The organism is Streptomyces sp. AC555_RSS877, assembly GCF_019049245.1.
Taxonomy (GTDB): Bacteria; Actinomycetota; Actinomycetes; order Streptomycetales; family Streptomycetaceae; genus Streptomyces.
This window is the reverse complement of the sequence record NZ_JAGMUK010000079.1, coordinates 207489-224369: the sequence shown is the minus strand read 5'-3', so window position 1 is coordinate 224369 and position 16881 is coordinate 207489. Positions and strand designations below refer to the sequence as shown.

Here is a 16881-nt window from a genome sequence, read left to right as displayed (position 1 = left end):
GTACCCCTATGGTCGATTTTCTGCCTGCCCGCCGGCGCTGTCGCGCAGGACCGTCCCCCGTCGCCGTCGAAAGGAGGCGAGCGTCGTTTTGACGACTGCCACAGTCGCCGCGTCCCCGCCCCCCGTCCCCACCCCGGAGAACGCCACCGTCACGGACCCGGCTCTGGTGAAGCGTGCCGTCAGGGCCGCCGCGCTGGGCAACGCGATGGAGTGGTTCGACTTCGGTGTCTACAGCTACATCGCGGTCACGCTGGGCAAGGTCTTCTTCCCGTCCGGCAACCCCACCGCCCAGCTGCTCTCCACGTTCGGCGCCTTCGCCGCGGCCTTCCTGGTCCGCCCGCTCGGCGGCATGGTCTTCGGGCCGCTCGGTGACCGCGTCGGACGGCAGAAGGTCCTCGCCGTCACGATGATCATGATGGCCGCGGGCACCTTCGCCATCGGTCTCATCCCGTCGTACGCCACGATCGGCGTCGGCGCTCCGCTCCTCCTGCTGGCCGCCCGCCTGGTCCAGGGCTTCTCCACCGGCGGCGAGTACGCGGGCGCCTCCACCTTCATCGCCGAGTACGCCCCCGACAAGCGGCGCGGCTTCCTCGGCAGCTGGCTGGAGTTCGGCACGCTCGCCGGGTACGTCGGCGGCGCGGGCCTGGTCACGCTGATGACCGCCCTGCTGTCCAGCGACGACCTGCTGAGCTGGGGCTGGCGGATCCCGTTCCTGATCGCGGGCCCGATGGGCCTCATCGGCCTGTACCTGCGGCTGCGCCTGGAGGAGACCCCGGCGTTCGCGGCCGAGGTCGCGAAGGCCGAGGCGGACCGCCCGAAGGTGCCGCTGCGCGAGATGATCACCGGCCAGTGGCGGGCGCTGCTGCTGTGCGTCGGCCTCGTGCTGGTCTTCAACGTCACCGACTACATGCTGCTGTCGTACATGCCGAGCTATCTGACCAGTGAGCTCCGGTACGACGAGACGCACGGTCTGCTCGTCGTCCTGGGCGTGATGGCCCTGATGATGATCGTCCAGCCCTTCGCCGGTGCCCTGACCGACCGGATCGGCCGCCGTCCCGTCATCGCCGCGGGCTGCGCGGGCTTCCTGCTGCTGTCCGTCCCGGCCCTGCTGCTGATCCGCCAGGGCAGCCTGCTCGCGGTCGCGCTCGGCATGGGCGCTCTGGGCCTGCTGCTGGTCTGCTTCACGGCGGCGATGCCGTCCGCGCTGCCGGCGCTGTTCCCGACGAGGGTCCGCTACGGCTCCCTGTCCATCGGCTTCAACGTGTCGGTGTCGCTGTTCGGCGGAACGACCCCGCTGGTGGTGACGGCGCTGATCGGCGCGACCGGGAACATGATGATGCCCGCGTACTACATGATGGCCGCGGCCGTGATCGGCGGTGTGGCGGTGTGGTTCATGGCGGAGTCGGCCGGCCGGCCGCTGCCGGGCTCGGCGCCCTCGGTCGAGGGGCACTGACACCGTCTGGGCCGATCGGCTGAAACCCGCCCGTGGGAAGTCCCTGACAGGCATCCGGCACGCGACTATATTCGTTAGCGCAGCTAGTTAGCAATTCTAACTAGCCATACGAAAGGCACAGGTGCATGAGCGAGTCGCAGCGCTGGGACGACGTCGACGACTACTTCACCACCCACCTCGCGCGGGACGACGAGGCCCTGGAGGCGGCCCTGCGCGACAGCGAGGCGGCCGAACTGCCGCGCGTCAACGTCACGGCGCCCCAGGGCAAGCTCCTCCAGCTCCTCGCCGAGATCCAGGGCGCCCGCACCATCCTGGAGATCGGCACTCTCGGCGGCTACAGCACCATCTGGCTGGCCCGCGCGCTGCCCGCCGACGGCCGCCTGATCTCCCTGGAGTACAGCCCCCGGCACGCCGAGGTCGCCACCCGCAACATCGCCCGCGCGGGCCTGGACAAGCTGGTCGAGGTGCGGGTGGGCGCGGCCCTGGAGTCGCTGCCCAAGCTGGCCGACGAGAACCCGGCCCCCTTCGACCTGGTCTTCATCGACGCCGACAAGGCCAACAACCCGCACTACGTGGAGTGGGCGCTCCGGCTGACCAGCGTCGGCAGCCTGATCGTCGTCGACAACGTGGTGCGGGACGGCCGGGTCGCCGACGCCGACAGCACCGCCCCCGACGTCCAGGGCACCCGGACCGCCATCGAACTGATCGGCAAGCACCCGAGGCTGAGCGGTACCGCGATCCAGACGGTGGGCGGCAAGGGCTACGACGGCTTCGCGCTGGCGCGGGTCCTCGCGTAGCCCCTGCTCCCGCCTCCGTGGCCCCTGCTCCCGCCTCTCCCTCAGACCTCGTGGAAGAAGCCCACGTTGACGCTGCGCGGGGCGGTGCGGTCCTGGACGATGATCTCGCCGCTGCCGCCCCTGGGCAGCGGCACGGTCCCGCCGTAGGTGAGCGACTGCGCGTACTCGCCGACGGTGAGGCGGACCTCGGAGGACGGGTCGGGCTGGGAGCCCTGCAGCCAGGTCAGGTGCCAGGTGCCGTCCGGGCCGCAGAGGAACTCCAGATGGACCCTGGAGACGAACAGCCAGTCGTCCGGTGTCGCGAGACGGCACACGGACTTGTCCCGGCCCACCCGCAGCACGGCCCCCGGCTCGCTGGGTGAGTCGGCCATGAGCATGCCGGCCGTGGCACCCTCCTCCGCCGCGGAGACGGCGGCCATGGTGAGTTCGAGCACGTGCGCTCCTCCTGAAGTGTCCTTACACAGCCGCCGCATGATAGATCGCCCGGCCCGGAGCCGTCCGGCACAATCGGCTCACGACCGAGCGAACACCACCCGGAATTCCGTTCGAGACCGGGTTTCCCCTCGCGCTGCGCAAGGTCGACGTCAAGATCCACGACGTCACGTTCACACCTCCGCCGGCCCCCTCCGGACATGCGTACTGCCGTACGGCGTCGAGGACGCCGTACGGCAGTGGCGGGAGCGCCGGGCGACCCGGGCCTCGGACCCGAAGGCCCTCATGGTCCGAAGGCCCTCATGGCCCGGAGGCCTCAGATACGCAGCAGCCGCTCCGCCAGTTCGCGGTAGTCCCGCAGCGCCAGGCGGAGTTGCTCGGTGTCGGTGGACGTCGTCGGCTTGCCCTCGGTGCCGCTGTCCGTGGCCTGCCACGAGTTGCGCAGGGTACGGCGCCGCTGTGTCACCGCGTCGGTGAAGCGGGCGGCGGCCTCCTCCAGGACGTGGTCGGCCTCCTCGACCGCGGTCTTCGGCCCGTCCACGAATCCGGCGACCGCGTGCTGCAGCCGCTGGGTGAGCTTGTCGCTCTCGTCGTGCGGCAGCAGGCTCGAGCCGTGGGCGCCGTCGTGGCCGCCGGCACCGCGCTCGGAACCGTGGCTGCCGTGGCTCTGCTCGGAACCGGTGACCAGCGGCGCCGCGTCCCTCGAGGTCCCGGAGGGGCCGTGGCTGCCCGGGGTGCCCGCCGGGGCCGGGGCGCTGTCGCGGCCCGTGGCGGTCTCGCCGCCGAGCCCGCCGGTGGTGGCGCCGGACGCCCCGGGAGCCGCTGCGCCGCCCCGCTCCGTCTCACGGCCGCGTCCTGCGGTCGTGTCCGTCGGCACGTTGCCCGCGACCTTCTCGCCTGTCACCGGGTCACGGCCCGGGGTCGCCGGCGGAACCGTCGCCCGCCCCCGCGGCTTCCCGTCGCGCGGAGCGCCCTCGGCACCCGCACCGCTCGTCGCATCCGTCATGTTCGCTCAACTCCCCTTCGCGTGGTGGCGGCTGGTGGGCACGGCCGTCAGCGCGGCCCTGTGCCGTACCGCCGTCGGACCTTTCGACGGTCTTCCGGGACTCCTCCCGGTTCCGGGCCGGGCGCACCAGGTCCTCGAACAGGGCCCGTGCCTCGACCATGGCCTCGCGCATCTCCTCGGTGCCGGACCGGCCGTCGCCGTTCTGCGCCCCGCTTCCGCCCGCGGCGGCGACGCGGTGCAGGCGCCGGTAGCCGTGCACGTGGTGTGCGTGGTGCACGGACAGCGCGTCGAGCTGTTCGTCGTGCCGGGCGCCGTCCGGGAAGCCCCGGGCGCCGGCCAGTTCGGCGAGCAGCCGGTCCGCCTCGGCCACGGCCTCCCGGGGCGAGTCGACGAACCGCTCCTGGGCGGCCGTCCAGCGGGCTTCGTACTGCTCGCGCTGCGCGGGCTCCAGGGACCGCTCGCGCAGCGATCCGTGCCGCTCCACGCGTTCGGCCAGTTCCTGTTCGGCCGCCTTGGCGTCCCCGTCGTGCCGGGCCACTGCCCGGTCGTACTCGGGCCCGAAGCGCCGCTTCAGGTTCTGGCCGCCGGGCCCGCGCCGGGCCCGCGACATCAGGACGGCCGCGACGATCACGATGGCCGCCACGATCACGATCAGAGCGATGATCACGCCTGTGGACATGAGTGCCTTCCGGGTTCTCGACCCAACCGGCTCTCCGTACGGGCCGGTTTCCCCGACCGGGTAGCCCGGACGGCGGCACCCAAACGGTCTGCGTATTCGTGGTGACGGCGTGTCGATTCGGCACCGGCCCGATCGACGCACAGGTGTAGAGGGAGTCACCGACTGAGGAGATCGTGATGGGTGAGGTCATCGCACGGCTGGCCATGTCGCTCGACGGATACGTCGCCGGTCCCGATTCGGGACGCGAGCACCCGCTCGGCATCGGCGGGGAGCGGCTGCACCAGTGGCTGTACGGGCTGCGGACGTTCCGGAGGATGCAGGGGATGGAGGGCGGGGACACCGGCCCCGACGACCAGCTGATCGCTGCGTGGATCGAGCGGCCGGGGGCGGTGGTCATGGGTCACGGCATGTACATCAACGGTGAGCTCCCGTGGGGCGAGGACCCGCCCTTCCACATGCCGGTCCACGTCGTCACCCACCATGCGCGCGAGTCGCTGGTGAAGCAGGGCGGCACCACCTTCCACTTCGTCACCGAGGGCCCCGAACACGCCCTCGCCCTCGCCCGGAAGGCGGCCGGGGAGAAGGACGTCTCGCTGGCCGGCGGGGCGGACCTGGTGCAGCAGTTCATCCGGGCCGGATGGCTGGACGAGTTGCTGCTGCACGTCGTGCCCGTGCTCGCCTGCGGCGGCCGGCGGCTCTTCGACGGGCTCGGGGACCAGCACATCGAGTGGCGGAAGACGCAGGTGCTGGACTCGCCCGGGGTGACCCATGTCCGGTTGCGGGCGGCCTAGGCGCGCTGCCGGCAAGGGGCGCCATGACGACATGGACCGTCGGCGGCGACCGCTGGTACCTGCTCCACGAAGGGCACCGGACCGGCCCCGGCGAGCTGGAACGGAAGACCGTCGGCGGCCGCGCGGGCGTACTGGCATACGGCTGCGCGCACCTCAGTTGAGCCGGTTCACCGGGCGCCCGTTGTGCGGGCGTTCCGCCTCCGAGCCGCACAGCTCGCCGTTCAGCTCCTTGACCAGCTGGATCAGGTCCGTCGGCCGGTCCGGGCCCCACCAGTCGCCGAGGAGCTCGCCGAGGGACTCCTCGCGGGCCTGGGCGAGCCGTTCGGCGACCTCGTGACCCTCGGCGGACAGGACGAGGTCGAGGCCGCTGCGGAGGGCGAGGCGGCGCTCCTCGACCTGACGGGACGCCTCGATGACGACGGTCAGCGGGACGGTGGTGCGCTCGGCCAGCACACCCGGTTCCTGACTGCCGTACTTCCTGATCCGCAGCAGCAGCCAGCTCGCCGCGGGGAGCAGGTCGTACCCCGCCTTCGCGGTGATCTCCTGGTAGATCTCCCGCCGGCCCTCCCGGGTACCGAGCACGGACAGCGCACGGCAGACCTCGTCGTACGACGACCGCTCCACCGGGTTGCTGGCGAGCGTCTCCGTGACGTCCGGCGCCGTGACCGAGCCGCGCAGCCGGTCCTCCTTCAGGAACCAGGCGAGGACGAAGCCGACGAGGGCGACGGGAACGGCATACAGGAAGACGTCGGTGATGGACGAGGCGTACGCGTGCAGGGCCGGCGGGCGCAGGTCGGCCGGCAGGGCGGGGATGCCGCGCGGGTCGGCCTCCAGCCCGCCCACGGAGACGCCGGGCGGCAGCTGGGTGCCGGCGAAGGCGTCGGTGAGTTTGTCGCCGAGGCGGCTCGCGAAGACCGTGCCGAAGATGGCGACGCCGAAGGAGGCCCCGATGGAGCGGAAGAACGTCGCGCCGGAGGTGGCGACGCCCAGGTCCTCGTACGAGACGGCGTTCTGCACGATCAGGACCAGGACCTGCATGACCAGGCCGAGGCCCAGGCCGAAGACGAAGAAGAAGCCGCTCATCACGCCCGTCGAGCTGTTCTCGTCCAGCTGGTGGAGGAGGAGCAGGCCGAGGGCGGTGATGCCGGTGCCCGCGACCGGGAACACCTTCCAGCGGCCGGTGCGGCTGACGATCTGTCCGGAGAGGGTCGAGGACAGCAGCAGTCCGAGCACCATGGGCAGCATGTGCACGCCGGACATGGTCGGGCTGACGCCCTGGACGACCTGGAGGAACGTCGGCAGATAGGTCATCGCGCCGAACATCGCGAAACCGACGATGAAGCTGATGAGCGCGGAGAGGGTGAAGGTGCGGATGCGGAAGAGCTTGAGGGGCAGGACGGGTTCGGCGGCCCGCCGCTCGGCGGCCACGAACGCGACGGCGAGTACGACGCCCAGGACCGCGAGTCCCACGATCTGCGGCGAGCCCCAGCCCCACGTCGTCCCGCCCAGGGACGCCACCAGCACCAGGCAGGTGGCGACGGACGCGATGAGGAACGTACCGAGGTAGTCGATGACGTGCCGCGTGGACTTGCGCGGGATGCGCAGCACCGTCGCGATCACGGCGAGCGCGACGACACCGATAGGCAGGTTGATGTAGAACACCCAGCGCCAGCTCAGGTGCTCGGTGAACAGCCCGCCGAGCAGCGGGCCCAGCACGCTGGTGGCCCCGAAGACGGCACCGAACAGCCCTTGGTAGCGACCGCGTTCGCGGGGGGAGACGAGGTCGCCGACGATCGCCATCGACAGCACCATCAGCCCGCCGCCGCCGAGTCCCTGGAGCGCGCGGAACGCGATGAGCTGCGTCATGTCCTGCGCCGCGCCGCACAGTCCCGAGCCGACCAGGAAGATCACGATCGCGATCTGGAACAGCCTTTTCCGGCCGTACTGGTCGCCGAGCTTGCCCCACAGCGGGGTCGCCGCGGTCGAGGCCAGCAGGTACGCGGTGACCACCCAGGAGAGGTGGTCCATGCCGCCGAGTTCGCTGACGATCGTCGGCAGCGCCGTCGACACGATCGTCTGGTCGAGAGCCGCCAGCAGCATCCCGAGGAGCAGGGCACCGATCGAGACGAGGACGTTGCCGGACACGTGTCCGTCGCGTGCGTCCCGCCCCTGCTCCGTCGTCGCGTGCGCGTCCCCGGCCATGAAGACCTCCCGCGGTCTCGTTCCCATCCCATCGTGATCGGTGTGACCAGTTATGGCCTGTTGAGTCCTGTCCGGAAGCCTTTCTTCCGGGGGCTCGTGGCCAACGGTGTGGAGGAGGTCTGGATAATCTCTGGAGTTCGCGAGGGGAGACGCGAGGGGAGGAACGAACACGTGGACGAGTCAACGGGGCATCTGTGCCCGGAATGCGGTGCCCCCCGGGGCGCCGACAACACCCCGTCCTGCGCCTGCACCCAGCGGGCGTCCGACGCCCTGCGCGACGCCCGTACGGCGGAGGCGGCCGCGGCGGAGGACTTCGACCCGCTGCGGATACGGCCGTACGTCGAGCTCGACGGGGCGGCGGCGCAGGGGGCCGCGGCCGGGCGGTCGGACGAACAGGCATCCGCCGCGCCGACCATGCCGGACGCACCCCCGGCCGAGGCGACCATGCCGCTGCGTGCGGTCGGCCCCGCGGTGGACCCGACGGCCGCCCCAGCCGCCCGGCCCGTCGCCTCGCCCGACGCTGACGCCACCGTCGTGCTGCCCGCCGTGGACGCCACCGCCGCGCTCCCGACTTCCTTCGCACCCCCGGCCGCCGCTCCCGTCCCCGTCGACCCGCACCTGTTCGAGGGGGCCGACGGCCCGGGGCCCGCCTCGCCCGGCCACGGTGACGAGAGGCCGGGGCGCCGTCGTCGCCGTACCGTGCTGCTGGGCGTCTGCGCGGCCGTCGTCTCGGTCGTGGCGGCGGCCGGGATCGCGAGCGGGCTGTTCTCGTACGAGACGCCGTCGCGGGACGGCGCACCGCCGCAGGACGTACGGGCGGCCGTACCGGACGCCTCGACGAGCGCGGCGTCCGTGTCGCCCTCCGCGCCGCCCACCTCCGCGCCGCCGACGTCCGCCTCCCCGTCCGCGTCCGTCAGTGAGAGCCCGTCGCCCACCGCGTCGCCGTCGGCATCCGCGTCCAGCGCCTCGCCGAGCCCGTCCCGGTCGGCCGAGCCGACCCGGTCCCCGACGAGCAGCGAGGCCGCGGATGCAGGCTCCGCCGAGGGGGCGGACGAGGACCGGGCCGACGAACCGGTCCTGAGCCGGGGCGACCGGGGCCCCGAGGTCACCGAGCTCCAGCAGCGCCTGCGCCAGCTGCACCTCTACAACGACGAGATCGACGGGAACTTCACCGACAAGGTCGAGAACGCGCTGCGCAACTACCAGTGGTCGCGGGGCGTCGGCACGGACACCCTCGGCGTGTACGACGAGGAGACCCGCGCCAAGCTGGAGTCGGAGACGGCCGAGCCGTAGGGCCTGGCCGCCGGATCAGCACGCAGACGCGAGGTCCGGCACGCGCTCCCGGAGCAGGACAAGGGGGACACCCACCCGCGTTGCCGTCGTGCTCCCGACGGCCCGGCTTCGCGCCGCAACCATGCGCCCTGATCCGCCCGACGAGACCCTGGCGGCCCTCCGGCGCAGGACCCGCCCCACCCGGAAACAGCCGAAGCCAGCCGAAGACCGGGCCGCTCTCTCAGCCGACGTACAGCCTGATCGTCCCGTCCGCCACGGCCTCCACCCGTACCTCCGTCAGGTCCCGCACCAGCGCGTCCGGGGCGTGGAGGCCGGCCCGCGGTCCCACGCCGACGACCCGCATCCCGGCCGCGCGGCCGGCCTGGATCCCGGCGCCGGAGTCCTCGAAGACGACGCAGTCGGCCGGGGCGACGCCCAGTTCGGCGGCGCCCTTGAGGAAGCCCTCGGGGTCGGGCTTGCTCGCGCCGACGGACTCGGCGGTGATCCGGACGTCGGGCAGGCCGAGTCCCGCGGCGGCCATGCGCGCGGTGGACAGGGCGACGTCCGCGGAGGTGACCAGGGCGTGCGGAAGGCCGTGGAGTGCCTTGAGGAACGAGGCGGCGCCCGGGATCGCGACCACGCCGTCCATGTCGGCGGTCTCCTCGGCGAGCATCCGCGCGTTGTCGGCGTGGTTCTGCTCCATGGGGCGGCCGGGCAGCAGCAGCGCCATCGAGGCGTGCCCCTGGCGGCCGTGGACGACCTGCATGACCTCGTCCGCGTCGAGCCCGTGGCGGTCGGCCCAGCGCCGCCAGATGCGTTCGACGACGGCGTCGGAATTGACCAGGGTGCCGTCCATGTCCAACAGCAGGGCGCGGGCGGTGAGCACGGCGGTGGCCGTCATCGGCAGCTCCAAGGACGCGGGGCGGGCGGGGCGTGTGGGTGGGCCCCGGAGGAACAAGGTGACCCCGCCCGCCGGTCAGGGAAAACGGGCGGGAGCCACTTTGTTCCTCCACGGTACAAAACAGAACCGGCCGCCGCCACCGTCTCCCGAAATGATTCACCCGCCGTTCAGCTCGCCCGGCCGGTTCAGCCGGCCACGGCCTCCCACAGGGACCACAGTCCGAGCCCGAGCATCAACAGCGCCGCGACCTTGGTGATCAGCCGCAGCGGAACCCGCTTCATCAGGGCCTTTCCGCCGACGATGCCGAGTCCGGCGACCGCCCACAGCGCGAGCACCGCACCGAGGCCGACGGAGAGCGGATCGTCGTAACGGGCCGCGAGGTTCGCCGTCATGATCTGCGTGAGGTCACCGAACTCGGCGACCAGGATCAGCATGAAGCCCGCGCCGGAGACCTTCCAGAAGGACTGGTCCTCCGGCCTGCGGACCTCCGCTTCGTCCTCGTCCTTCTTCAGCAGCAGCACGGCGGCGCCGCCGAGGAAGAGCACCCCGGTCAGCGCCTGCACGATCTGCTGCGGCAGGAGCGTCAGCACGCTGCCGGCCGCGACGGCGAGCGCGGCATGGAGCGTGAAGGCGGCGGCGACGCCCGCGAAGACGTAGGAGGCTCGGTAGCGGGTGCCGAGGACGAGTCCGGCGAGCGCGGTCTTGTCCGGCAGCTCGGCGAGGAAGACGACGCCGAAGACGAGCGCCGTCACGGTGAAGCTGATCAAGGGTCCTCAATCGGTCGGGCTGCCCCACCGAGAGTGACGACCGCTCTTGCGACACCTCGGCACGGCAGCGCACTGGTCGCCCGTGCCGTGTGGCACAGGCGTGCACTGCTTGCCGAAGGTCTCGCTGGCCGATCACAAAGGATCCGCCTCCGGGCGCCGGCTCAGACGAGCTGAGCAGTATGTCGACGGTCCGGCGAAGAGCTACTCCCCTTCTGCGCCGTCCATGGTACGTGACCCATGAACCGACTCTCCGGGCCGAAAGTCCCGTCGCAGGCATAGACGTGTCATGAGCACGTCATTAGCTTCTTACCCGACGCTCATCCCCCCGCAACACGGCGCCGCGAGCATTCCCTCGCTCGCACTCCAACGCCCCCGCATCCCCTGGGAGTTCGCATGTCGAAGTTCTACGCGCGTCGACGCGTCAGCATACTCACGGCGCTCACCGGACTCATAGCCTCGGTCGCGCTCTTCAACAGCCCGACCGCGTCCGCCGCCCTCCCCACGCCGGTCAGCGCCACCACCGCCCGCACCTACCTCGCCTCGCTCACCGTGGCGACGGAGGACCGTACCGGCTACAGCCGCGACCTGTTCAACCACTGGATCACCATCAGCGGGACCTGCAACACCCGCGAGACGGTCCTCAAGCGCGACGGCTCGAACGTCGTCACCGACTCCGCCTGCGCCTCGACCAGCGGCCGCTGGTACTCCCCCTACGACGGCGCCACCTGGACCGTCGCCTCCGACCTGGACATCGACCACCTCGTACCGCTGGCCGAGGCCTGGGACTCCGGCGCCGACAGCTGGACCAGCACCAAGCGCCAGAACTTCGCCAACGACCTGACCCGCCCGCAGCTGATCGCCGTCACCGACAACGTGAACCAGTCGAAGAGCGACCAGGACCCGGCCACCTGGATGCCCTCGGTCACCTCGTACCGCTGCACCTACGTCCGCGCCTGGGTCCAGGTGAAGTACTACTACGGCCTCTCCGTCGACTCGGCCGAGAAGAGCGCGCTCACCAGCTACCTGTCGAGCTGCTGATCCCGCGATCCTGAAAGATCCACAAGGATCGACAAACCGTGACCCGCGGAATCTCCCCGTTCCCCTCCGTCGTTCCGTACCGTACGGGACGACGGAGGAGGGTGATCACGTGGCGGGACTGCGCCTGGGGCCACTGCTGAGGTATGCCGACGGCTCGTCCGCGACCGTGTGGGTCGAGGCAAGCCGTCCGTGCACCGCCGAGGTGCGCTGCGCGGAGGGCGGCGGGGGCGAGGCCCCCACGTTCCAGATCGAGGGGCACCACTACGCCCTGGTCCCGGTGACCGGCCTGACGCCGGGCACGACGCGGGCGTACGAGGTGTTCCTCGACGGCACGCGCGTGTGGCCGTTGCCCGACTCCCCGTTCCCGCCCTCGGTCATCCGCACCACCATGGAGGACGACGACGTCCGGGTCGCCTTCGGCTCCTGCCGCTGGGCCTCGCCCCCGACCGGCGAGAAGGACCCGGTCGGCCCGGACGCCCTGGACACCCTCGCGGCCCGGATGGTGGGCGAACCCGAGGGCGAACGTCCGGACGTGCTGCTGCTGTTGGGCGACCAGGTCTACGCCGACGAGACCACGGACGCGACCCGCCGCTGGCTGGCCGCCCGCCGCGACCTGAACGACCCGCCGGGCAACGAGGTCGCGGACTACGAGGAGTACACCCGCCTCTACTACGAGTCCTGGCTCGACCCCGAGGTGCGCTGGCTGCTGTCCACCGTGCCCAGCTGCATGATCTTCGACGACCACGACGTCATCGACGACTGGAACACCTCCGCCTCCTGGCTCGAGGACATGCGGGCCACCGGCTGGTGGCAGGAGCGGCTGATGAGCGGCCTGATGTCGTACTGGGTGTACCAGCACCTGGGGAACATGACGCCGGACGAACTGGCCGCCGACCCGGTGTACGCGGCCGTGCGCGACACGCCCGACGGCACCGACGTGCTGCGCGCCCTCGCCGCCCGGGCCGACACCGACTCCCCCTCGGTGCGCTGGAGCTACCGCCGCGACTTCGGCCGCGTCCGCCTGCTGATGGTGGACAGCCGGGCGGCCCGGGTCCTCGACGAGGAGCGGCGCTCGATGCTCGACCCGGGCGAGGCGAGGTGGGTGCGCGAACAGACGCTGGACACGCCGGGGTCGTACGACCACCTCCTCATCGGCACCTCCCTGCCCTGGCTGCTGCCGCAGCTGGTGCACGACGCCGAGGCGTGGAACGCGGCGTTGTGCCGGGGCGAGAAGGGCGCCCGCTGGGCCCGCTTCGGGGAGGACCTGCGGCGCAAGGCCGACCTGGAGCACTGGGCGGCCTTCCCGGAGTCCTTCGCCGCGCTGGCCGAGCTGATCGCCGAGGCCGGTTCGGGGCCCCAGGCGCCGGCGACGATCCTCGTCCTGTCCGGCGACGTGCACCACGCGTACGTGGCCGAGCCGAAGTGGCGTTCCGGGGCGCGGTCACCCCAGGCCCGCGTTCTCCAGCTGACCTGCTCCCCCGTCCACAACTCCATCCCCCTGTCGATAAGGCTCGGCTTCCGGTTCGGCTGGAGCTCCCTGGCCCGCGCCCTCGGCCGCCGCTTCGCCTGGCACGCCCGCTCGCCCCTCCCGCCGGTCAGCTGGCGCAAGAAGGGCGGCCCTTGGTTCGGCAACCAGCTCATGACCCTGACGCTGCGCGGCCGTTCGGCCCGGCTGCGGCTGGAGCAGGCACGGGCGGTGCGGGGCGCCAGGCCACGGCTGGAGACCGTCACGGAGTCCGAACTCGCCCGGTAATCAACCCCTTACGGACGTTTCCTGCACCCGTGGCCCGTGATGCTCGTGATGCGTCCCACAGTCCGTGCACCCTGGGCTCGGCTCCCCCGGCACCCGACGGCATGATGAGGCGGACCGTCCGCTTCCAGTGGTCGCCACCGCGCGCCCCACACGCCCGGGAGTCCCCCTCTTGCCCGCACCGACCGAGGACCACGTGCCCGTCTCCGTCGCCCTGGTCGGCGCCGGACCGCGCGGGACCAGCGTGCTGGAACGCCTGTGCGCCTCGGCGCCGGAACTCCTCCCGCCGGGCGCCCGGCTGACGGTCCACGTGGTCGATCCGGCGCCACCCGGCCCCGGCCGCGTCTGGCGGACCGCGCAGTCGCCGGAGCTGCTGATGAACACCGTGGCCTCGCAGGTGACCCTGTTCACCGACGACAGCGTGGACTGCGCGGGCCCGATCCGGCCGGGACCGAGCCTGTACGAGTGGGCGGGCGGTGCGCTCGGGCCCGACGAGTACCCGACCCGGGCCCGGTACGGCCGTTACCTGGAGTGGGTGTTCGCACGGGCGGTGCGCGAGGCGCCCCCCGGGGTACGGGTGGAGACGCACGCGGCACGGGCGGTACGGCTCGACGACGCCTGCGACGGCCTCCAGACCCTCACCCTCGACGACGGCCGCACCCTGTCCGGCCTGTCCGCCGTCGTCCTGGCGCAGGGTCATCTGCCGGTGGTCGCGGACACGGCCGTACGGCGGCTCACCGCGTACGCCGAACAGCACGGCCTGTGCCACCTACCGCCCGCCAACCCCGCCGACGTCGACCTGTCCTCCGTCTCCCCCGGTGAGCCGGTGCTGTTGCGCGGTCTGGGTCTCAACTTCTTCGATCACACGGCCCTGTTGACTACCGGCCGCGGCGGACGCTTCGTTCGCGGCCGTCGCGGCCTGCGGTACCTGCCCTCCGGCCGGGAGCCGCGCCTGTACGCCGGTTCGCGGCGCGGCATCCCGTACCAGGCCCGGGGCGACAACGCGAAGGGCCCCTACGGCCGTCACCTCCCGTTCGTCCTCACCGACGAGGTGATCGCCCGCTTCCGCAAGCGCGCCGACTCCGGCGAGTCACCGGACTTCCTCACGGAGATATGGCCGCTGGTGGCCAAGGAGGTGGAGACGGTCTACTACGAAGCCCTCCTGCGGGACCCGGAGTTCAGGGAGCGCTTCCTGGCCGCCGCGCACGGAAGCCCTCAAGAGGCGTCCGTACTGGACGAGTTCGGGGTGGCAGGGACCGACCGCTGGTCCTGGGACCGGATGTCCCGCCCGTACGCGGGACGCGCCTTCCCCGATCCCCGCGCCTGGCGGGACTGGCTGCTCGCCCACCTCCGCGAGGACGCCGACCAGGCCGCCCTCGGCAACGTGTCCGGCCCGTTGAAGGCCGCCCAGGACGTGCTGCGCGACCTGCGCAACGAGCTGCGGCAGATCGTCGACCACGGCGGACTCGCGGGCACGTCCCGCCGGGACCACCTGGACCGCTGGTACACCCCGCTCAACGCCTTCCTGTCCATCGGCCCGCCCCGGCGCCGCATCGAGGAGCTGGCCGCACTGGTGGAGGCGGGCGTGGTGGAGGTGCTCGGTCCGCGGCTGGAGGTCCGCGAGGAGGAAGGGGCATGGATGGCGCGCTCCCCCGAGGTGCCGGGGTCCGCCGTACGCGTGACAACTCTCATAGAGGCGCGGCTGCCGGAACCGGATCTGCGGCGCACGGCCGACGACCTGCTCGCCCGGCTGCTGAAAACCGGTCAGTGCCGGCCACACGCCGTGGACGGTTACGAAACGGGAGGACTCGACGTGACGCAGCGGCCGTACCACCTGAGGGACCGTCAAGGACGGGCCCACTCAAGGCGGTTGGCGTTCGGCGTACCCACGGAGGGCGTGCACTGGGTGACCGCGGCGGGGGCCCGTCCGGGTGTGGATTCGGTCACGCTTTCGGATGCGGATGCAGTGGCGAGAGCGGCTCTACGTGCAGCTGGGACCGAAAGGGAAGGGCAAACGGAAGTAAACCAATGGCCAAATGTTGAACTTGCAAGCATCGATTAGGCGCACCTAGCGTGGGTCACTCACTCGGTTCTGTCCCCCGACCGGTCCGCCCCACGGACCGGCCCGACCGAAGGAGCAACCCCCACATGACCGCACGTCTCAACAGCGCCCAGCCGTACGCGCTCGGCCTGTTCCGCATCGTCGTAGGCCTGCTCTTCGCCTGCCACGGCGCCTCCTCGCTCTTCGGCGTCCTCGGCGGCGCCGACGGCAGCGGCGGCACGGCCGAGACCGGCGCCTGGCCCAACTGGTACGCGGCCGTGATCGAGTTGGTCGGCGGCTCGCTCGTGCTGCTCGGCCTGGGCACGCGGGCCGCCGCGTTCATCTCCTCGGGCGCGATGGCCTACGCCTACTTCAAGGTGCACCAGCCGAACGGCCTGTGGCCGATGGAGAACAGCGGCGAGGGCGCGGCGATGTTCTGCTGGGCCTTCCTGCTGCTGGTCTTCACCGGGTCCGGCGCCTTCGGCCTGGACCGGCTGTTCGCCAACCGCTCCACGGCGGCGGACAAGTCGGCCACGGAACAGACGCCGGTCGCGGCCTGACCCCTCGGCCGCCCGCGAACGACGGCGCCCGTCCCCGCGCGCTCACGCCGGGACGGGCGCCGTCGCGTGTCAGCCGGGTGAACATACGGTGCCGAACACCCGGGCCCCCCGTGAATCTCCTGTCAGACCCGCGGCGTACGCTGTATGGCTGTTGAGGCCGCCCCTGCCGCTCCCCCGCGACATCGCGGCACGGTCTGGCCACGGGGGACCACGGGGAGTTCACGGTGCTGGAAAGCATGGAGAGTGTGGGGCTGCTGACCGGCAGTCCATGGATCTACGCGGTGATCGGCGCATCCGTCCTGCTGGACGTGTTCGTGCCGGTCCTGCCGAGCGGCGTCCTCGTCATCGCGGCCGCCACGGCGGCTGCCGCCGGCACCGGCGCGGCGACCGGCCAGGTCCCGGCGCACGAGGTTCCCGACATCCTGGCCCTCATCCTCTGCGCCGCGACCGCGTCCGTGCTGGGCGACCTGGTCGCGTACCGCCTGGCCTGGCGCGGCGGGGCCCGCCTGGACCGCGCGATCGCCCGCTCCCCCCGGCTGACCACCGCGCAGGAACGTCTCGGCGCGGCCCTCGCCCGCGGTGGCGGCATCCTGGTCGTCCTCGCCCGATTCGCCCCCGCCGGCCGCTCGGTCGTCTCCCTCGGCGCCGGCGCCGCCCACCACCGCGCCCGCGACTTCCTCCCCTGGTCCGCCCTCGCGGGCCTCTCCTGGGCCGCCTACAGCGTCGCCCTCGGCTACTTCGGCGCCCAGTGGCTGGGCACCACCTGGCTCGCGACGGGAGTCTCGGTCCTGGCGCTGTTCGGGGCGGGAGCGGGAGCGGCATACGTGATGAGACGCCGACCGGCCCCGGCGGAGGCACCGTAGCGCCGGGGCCCGATGCCTTGGCCCGGGCGGAGGCCCGTAAGGGCGGGGCCCGGACCTGCCGATCCGCGGATACCCACGGGGCCACCCCAGGCGTCCGGGGCCGCAGGTCCGCGGACGCCCACAGGGTCACCCCGGTCAGCTGAGCCCGACGAGCCACCTACGCCGCCACTCCGCGGATGCCAACCGGGGCCCCACGCAACTGAGCCCGACAGCCACGTGCCCTCGACATCGCCGCTCGCCACTAAGGGGGTCCTTTCACTATGAGCGTCCGATCAGGTCGCGTGGTCTGGTGCCGTGCATCGCAAGGCGCCGGAGCGGCCGCGATGGGA

Annotated in this window: 16 protein-coding genes; 10 read left to right on the top strand and 6 right to left on the bottom strand. The window is 72.1% G+C overall.

Features of this window, described 5'->3' with window-relative positions; genetic code table 11:
* Nucleotides 1-88 precede the first annotated feature (88 nt).
* Entirely contained in the window at nt 89-1453 is a 1365-nt protein-coding gene (gene proP, locus KUM49_RS32780; protein ID WP_217240588.1) for a glycine betaine/L-proline transporter ProP, read from the top strand.
* Between the two features lie 125 nt (nt 1454-1578).
* Complete coding sequence (locus KUM49_RS32775; RefSeq protein ID WP_217240587.1) at nt 1579-2250, top strand: O-methyltransferase; 672 nt, start codon at nt 1579-1581, stop codon at nt 2248-2250.
* Between the two features lie 41 nt (nt 2251-2291).
* Here the strand turns inward: KUM49_RS32775 and KUM49_RS32770 are convergent, their stop codons facing one another.
* The 3 genes from KUM49_RS32770 to KUM49_RS32760 all read right to left on the bottom strand — a co-directional run bounded on the left by KUM49_RS32770 (nt 2292) and on the right by KUM49_RS32760 (nt 4367).
* Nucleotides 2292-2684 (bottom strand): FHA domain-containing protein, encoded by a 393-nt coding sequence (locus KUM49_RS32770; RefSeq protein WP_217240586.1) that lies wholly within the window; start codon nt 2682-2684, stop codon nt 2292-2294.
* A 314-nt stretch (nt 2685-2998) separates the two neighbouring features.
* Nucleotides 2999-3586, bottom strand: coding sequence for a hypothetical protein (locus KUM49_RS32765; RefSeq protein WP_308406847.1), 588 nt, complete (start codon nt 3584-3586; stop codon nt 2999-3001).
* 4 nt (nt 3587-3590) lie between these two features.
* The gene (locus tag KUM49_RS32760) at nt 3591-4367 is read right to left on the bottom strand and encodes a hypothetical protein (protein ID WP_254402111.1); all 777 of its coding nucleotides are present in this window, start codon (nt 4365-4367) and stop codon (nt 3591-3593) included.
* A 176-nt stretch (nt 4368-4543) separates the two neighbouring features.
* On the opposite strand from KUM49_RS32760, the gene KUM49_RS32755 reads away from it, so the two are divergent.
* Both KUM49_RS32755 and KUM49_RS32750 read left to right on the top strand, forming a co-directional pair.
* The gene (locus KUM49_RS32755) at nt 4544-5158 is read left to right on the top strand and encodes a dihydrofolate reductase family protein (protein WP_217240584.1); all 615 of its coding nucleotides are present in this window, start codon (nt 4544-4546) and stop codon (nt 5156-5158) included.
* 23 nt (nt 5159-5181) lie between these two features.
* A complete protein-coding gene (locus KUM49_RS32750; protein WP_217240583.1) occupies nt 5182-5319 on the top strand; it encodes a hypothetical protein in 138 nt (45 codons plus the stop codon).
* Here the strand turns inward: KUM49_RS32750 and KUM49_RS32745 are convergent.
* Nucleotides 5312-7360: an MDR family MFS transporter gene (locus KUM49_RS32745; RefSeq protein ID WP_217240691.1), complete on the bottom strand. Its 2049-nt coding sequence runs from the start codon at nt 7358-7360 to the stop codon at nt 5312-5314. The two genes, KUM49_RS32750 and KUM49_RS32745, sit on opposite strands and share 8 nt — an antisense overlap.
* 171 nt (nt 7361-7531) lie before the next feature.
* Here KUM49_RS32745 and KUM49_RS32740 point away from each other — a divergent pair, with 171 nt between their 5' ends.
* Nucleotides 7532-8653: a peptidoglycan-binding protein gene (locus KUM49_RS32740; RefSeq protein ID WP_217240582.1), complete on the top strand. Its 1122-nt coding sequence runs from the start codon at nt 7532-7534 to the stop codon at nt 8651-8653.
* Between the two features lie 220 nt (nt 8654-8873).
* Here the strand turns inward: KUM49_RS32740 and KUM49_RS32735 are convergent, their stop codons facing one another.
* Together KUM49_RS32735 and KUM49_RS32730 are read right to left on the bottom strand one after the other, a co-directional pair.
* Nucleotides 8874-9533, bottom strand: a complete 660-nt coding sequence (locus KUM49_RS32735) for an HAD family hydrolase (protein WP_217240581.1) — start codon at nt 9531-9533, stop codon at nt 8874-8876.
* Between the two features lie 185 nt (nt 9534-9718).
* A complete protein-coding gene (locus KUM49_RS32730; RefSeq protein ID WP_217240580.1) occupies nt 9719-10300 on the bottom strand; it encodes a TMEM165/GDT1 family protein in 582 nt (193 codons plus the stop codon).
* Nucleotides 10301-10693: 393 nt separating this feature from the next.
* On the opposite strand from KUM49_RS32730, the gene KUM49_RS32725 reads away from it, so the two are divergent.
* From KUM49_RS32725 to KUM49_RS32705, 5 genes are all read left to right on the top strand, one after another.
* Complete coding sequence (locus tag KUM49_RS32725; RefSeq protein ID WP_217240579.1) at nt 10694-11338, top strand: HNH endonuclease family protein; 645 nt, start codon at nt 10694-10696, stop codon at nt 11336-11338.
* A 109-nt stretch (nt 11339-11447) separates the two neighbouring features.
* On the top strand, nt 11448-13091 hold the full coding sequence (locus KUM49_RS32720) for an alkaline phosphatase D family protein (protein ID WP_217240578.1): 1644 nt from the start codon (nt 11448-11450) through the stop codon (nt 13089-13091).
* A gap of 169 nt (nt 13092-13260) precedes the next feature.
* The gene (locus tag KUM49_RS32715; RefSeq protein WP_217240577.1) at nt 13261-15150 is read left to right on the top strand and encodes an FAD/NAD(P)-binding domain-containing protein; all 1890 of its coding nucleotides are present in this window, start codon (nt 13261-13263) and stop codon (nt 15148-15150) included.
* Between the two features lie 86 nt (nt 15151-15236).
* Complete coding sequence (locus KUM49_RS32710; protein WP_217240576.1) at nt 15237-15689, top strand: DoxX family protein; 453 nt, start codon at nt 15237-15239, stop codon at nt 15687-15689.
* A gap of 236 nt (nt 15690-15925) precedes the next feature.
* Entirely contained in the window at nt 15926-16552 is a 627-nt protein-coding gene (locus KUM49_RS32705; protein ID WP_217240690.1) for a DedA family protein, read from the top strand.
* The last annotated feature ends 329 nt before the right edge of the window (nt 16553-16881 follow it).